Source organism: Yoonia sp. (genome assembly GCF_036770585.1).
Classification (GTDB): Bacteria; Pseudomonadota; Alphaproteobacteria; order Rhodobacterales; family Rhodobacteraceae; genus Yoonia.
In genome coordinates this window covers 1-3,419 of record NZ_DAIPIW010000124.1, presented here as the reverse complement: position 1 = coordinate 3,419, position 3,419 = coordinate 1, and the positions used below count along the sequence as shown (strand labels likewise).

General features: G+C 61.7%; 3 protein-coding genes. All 3 read right to left on the bottom strand.

Annotation, left to right across the window (positions count from 1 at the left end):
• Positions 1-634: carbohydrate ABC transporter permease (locus V7N12_RS13835; protein WP_333715239.1), on the bottom strand; the 634-nt coding region annotated here is incomplete at its 3' end.
• Positions 635-724: 90 nt separating this feature from the next.
• Positions 725-2,005: an ABC transporter substrate-binding protein gene (locus V7N12_RS13830; protein ID WP_333715238.1), complete on the bottom strand. Its 1,281-nt coding sequence runs from the start codon at positions 2,003-2,005 to the stop codon at positions 725-727.
• Between the two features lie 22 nt (positions 2,006-2,027).
• Positions 2,028-3,032, bottom strand: a complete 1,005-nt coding sequence (locus tag V7N12_RS13825) for an ABC transporter ATP-binding protein (protein WP_333715237.1) — start codon at positions 3,030-3,032, stop codon at positions 2,028-2,030.
• Positions 3,033-3,419: the final 387 nt, after the last annotated feature.

The following is a 3,419-nucleotide window of genomic DNA, read 5'->3' as shown; positions in this document are numbered from 1 at the left end:
ACAGCGTGGTTGGCATCAGAAGTGGCCACGTCACACGGCGGAAGAAGGTGAAGCGAGGGCAGCCCTCGATCGCGGCGGCTTCGCGCAACGATGGAGGGATGGACTGCAACGCGGCCAGATAGAAGATCATGAAGAACCCGGCCTGCGCCCAGATCGTCACGATGGTGATCCCATAAAGCGCCGTCGCCGGATCGCCCAGCCAGTTGCGGGGCGGCAGGCCAACCCACTGGCGCAGCTGTTCGAACATGCCAAAGCTCGGCAGGAAAAAGAATACCCAGACATTGGCGACCGCGATCAGCGGCAGCACAGTCGGGGTAAAATAGGCCAGCCGCAGAAAGCCGCGCCCGGCGATTCGCCCCTGCACGAACAGCGCCATCGCAAGGGCAAGGCCGATCGAGGCCGGGATCGTCAGCGCGGCGTAAAGCGTGTTGTTCGCCATCACCCGGCGAAAGGTCGGATCGGCCAGCAGCCGCTCGTAATTCGCGCCGCCGACGAAAACCGACGGGCGACGCCCGCGCGGCGTCGACCAGAAACTGTCGATCACCGTCTGGATCGCAGGCCAATGGGTAAAGCTGACCAGCAGCACCAGCGCAGGCGCAAGCAGCAGTGCGGCATGAAGCCAGTCTCGACGCATTCTGAAAACTTGCCTTTGGGGATGCGGGGCGCGTAGCCGGGTGGTGCGGGCGGCCCGAAACCGGACCGCCCGCGAGAAGTTTGCAACGGCTCAGCGATAGGCCGCGAGGATCGCGTCAGCGGCGGCTTGTGCGTCTGCCATGGCCTGTGCCGGTGTCTTCTCGCCGACGATGGCTGCGGCGATATTGTCGTTCAGGATCTGGCGGACGCGTGCATTCTCAAAGGTTGAGAATTCGGCCACTGCGAATTCCAGTTGGTTGCGCGCGACCAGCGCGCCGGGCACTTCCTCAGAGTAGGCGCGCATCGTATCGGTTTCCCAGATATCGGCACGTGGAGCGACATAGCCCGTATCAATCGACCACTGCGCGGCCTGTTCCGGTGCCGTTGCCCACTTCACGAAATCAATCGCAGCGCGGGTCTCGGCATCGTTATGGCCACTCATCAGGAAGAAATCGCCGCCGCCCGTCGGTGCGCCACGCTGAGTGTTCGCCGGCAACATTGCTACGCCGAAGTCGAATGTGGCGTTGTTCCGGATATTGGCCAGGTTGCCCGTGGTGGTCCAAGCAATGGCAACATTTCCATCAAGAAAGGCCCGCGGTGTTGCGCCCCAATCCAGAATGCCCGGCTCCATAACCTCGTGCTCCTGCGACAGCGACACAAGGAATTCCAGAGCCTCGACAACCTCGGGACGGTCGAAGAACACTTCGGTCCCCTCGGCATTCATCAACTCGACGCCATTGGCCGCGGTTAGGCCCTGGAACAGCCAGTAGGGAAAGCCCGAAGACGGGATGCGCAACCCCCATCGCTGCACGCGGCCACCCCCGTCGCGCAGGGTCAGCGATCGGCCCATTTCGACCAGTTCTTCCCAAGAGGCCGGGGGACTGTCAGGATCAAGGCCCACTGCTGCGAAGGCCTCGCGGTTAAAGTACATCACCGGCGTCGAGCGCTGAAAGGGAATGCCCCATTGCAGCCCGTCAACAAGCGTGTTTGCGCGGAAGGAGTCATAGAAGCCGCCGATCCAGGTCTGGATTTCGTCCTCACTGAGATGGTTGTCCCATGCTTCGATGATCTCTTCCTCGAGGAACATGAACACATCGACGGCCGAGAGAATGGCCAGATGCGGCGGGTTGCCACCGCGCGAGGCCGTGATCAGCCGCGTCGTCGTGTCGGCATAGCTGCCCGCGTAGATCCCGTTGATGGTAACTCCGGGGGTCTGCGCCATATAGGCATCGGTCATCCGCTGGATCAGGCCAGCCGCATCGCCACCGACGGCGACAGGGAAGTAGAATTCCAGCTCTACCGCCTGTGCGGCAGTAGCAAGGCCCAGCGCAAGCGCACAGGTCGTGGCGGTCAGTTTAAGGCGGTCGAACATGGAGAAGCTCCTTTGGCTAGGGTCAGGTATAGGGAATGCGCAGACCATCGGGACCGAAGCGGTGCGCGGCAGTATCGGACCAGCGCAAGGCATGGCCGCCATCCGGCAGAACCTCGCGTGCGGACAGGCGTATCAGCACCCGCGCGGGCGCGTTTGCAGGCCCGATCTCGAAGACTACAAGCTGGTCTGCACCCAGATATTCGACCCCGATCAGCCGGGCCGGGATACCGGTCGGATCAAGCGTGATGTCTTCGGGCCGAATGCCCAAGGTGCCACCCTCAGGCAATCCGTGCAGGCCAGTAAGAGCGGCCGCCTGGATCAGGTTCATGGGGGGTGTGCCGATGAAGCGCGCGACAAAGGTATTGGCGGGGCGCTCGTATAGGTCGCGGGGGCTTGCCACTTGCTGGATGCGGCCGCGATCCATGACCACGATCCGGTCGGCCATCGTCATCGCCTCGACCTGATCATGGGTGACATAAACCATCGTCAAACCCAGCCTGCGCTGCAGGGCTCTGATTTCGACCCGCATTTCGGCTCTGAGTTTGGCATCCAGGTTCGAGAGCGGTTCATCCATTAGGCACACGGGCTTGTCCGCGATCACCGCGCGGGCCAGCGCCACGCGTTGCTGTTGGCCGCCTGACAATTGCGACGGTCGGCGGTCAAGCAGTTCTGACAACCCCATCATCGACGCCACACGTCCAAGGCGCTCTTGCTGCTCGGCTTTTGGGACACGGCGCACGGACAGGCCAAAGAGGATATTCTGCGCGACATCCAGATGCGGGAACAACGCGTAGGATTGAAACACCATAGATATGTTGCGATGCGCCGGCTGTGCCGTTGTAATGTCCACGTCACCCAGAAAGACCCGCCCGGATGTCGGCGTGTCCAGACCCGCGATCAGACGCAGCAGTGTCGATTTCCCACATCCTGACGGCCCAAGCAGGACAGAGAACTGCCCCTCTGGCAAATCCACCGTGACATCATCTAGCGCGATACTTGTTTCAAAGTGGCGTGTGACATTTTGCAAAACCAGGTGCGCCTGGGGGATGTGTGCAGGTAAATGCAGGTCATTCAAGGCAGCGCTGTCCAGATCCATCCCAACAACCTACGAGCGGTTCGTGATGGTTCCGTGACGCTTTCTGACGCGCCGGGGCCTTCGTTGGTGTGCGCGAGGCCCCGCGTTTGACTGACGTTACTTAGGTCTTCTGAGCGCTGCGCTTTGGAAGGTGCTCCCTTTGCAAGGCGATGCTTTGGGGACAACACATCAGGCCGTACCGATAGATTCACGTGGCGAACGACCGCTGTTGATTGGTGCGTACCGAATCAGCAACCCTATGGAACGACCGCTTTCCGCCCTCCACGACGCCAACAGCAAAAATGCCCCGAACGCTTGCGGCGTCCGGGGCATGGTGGG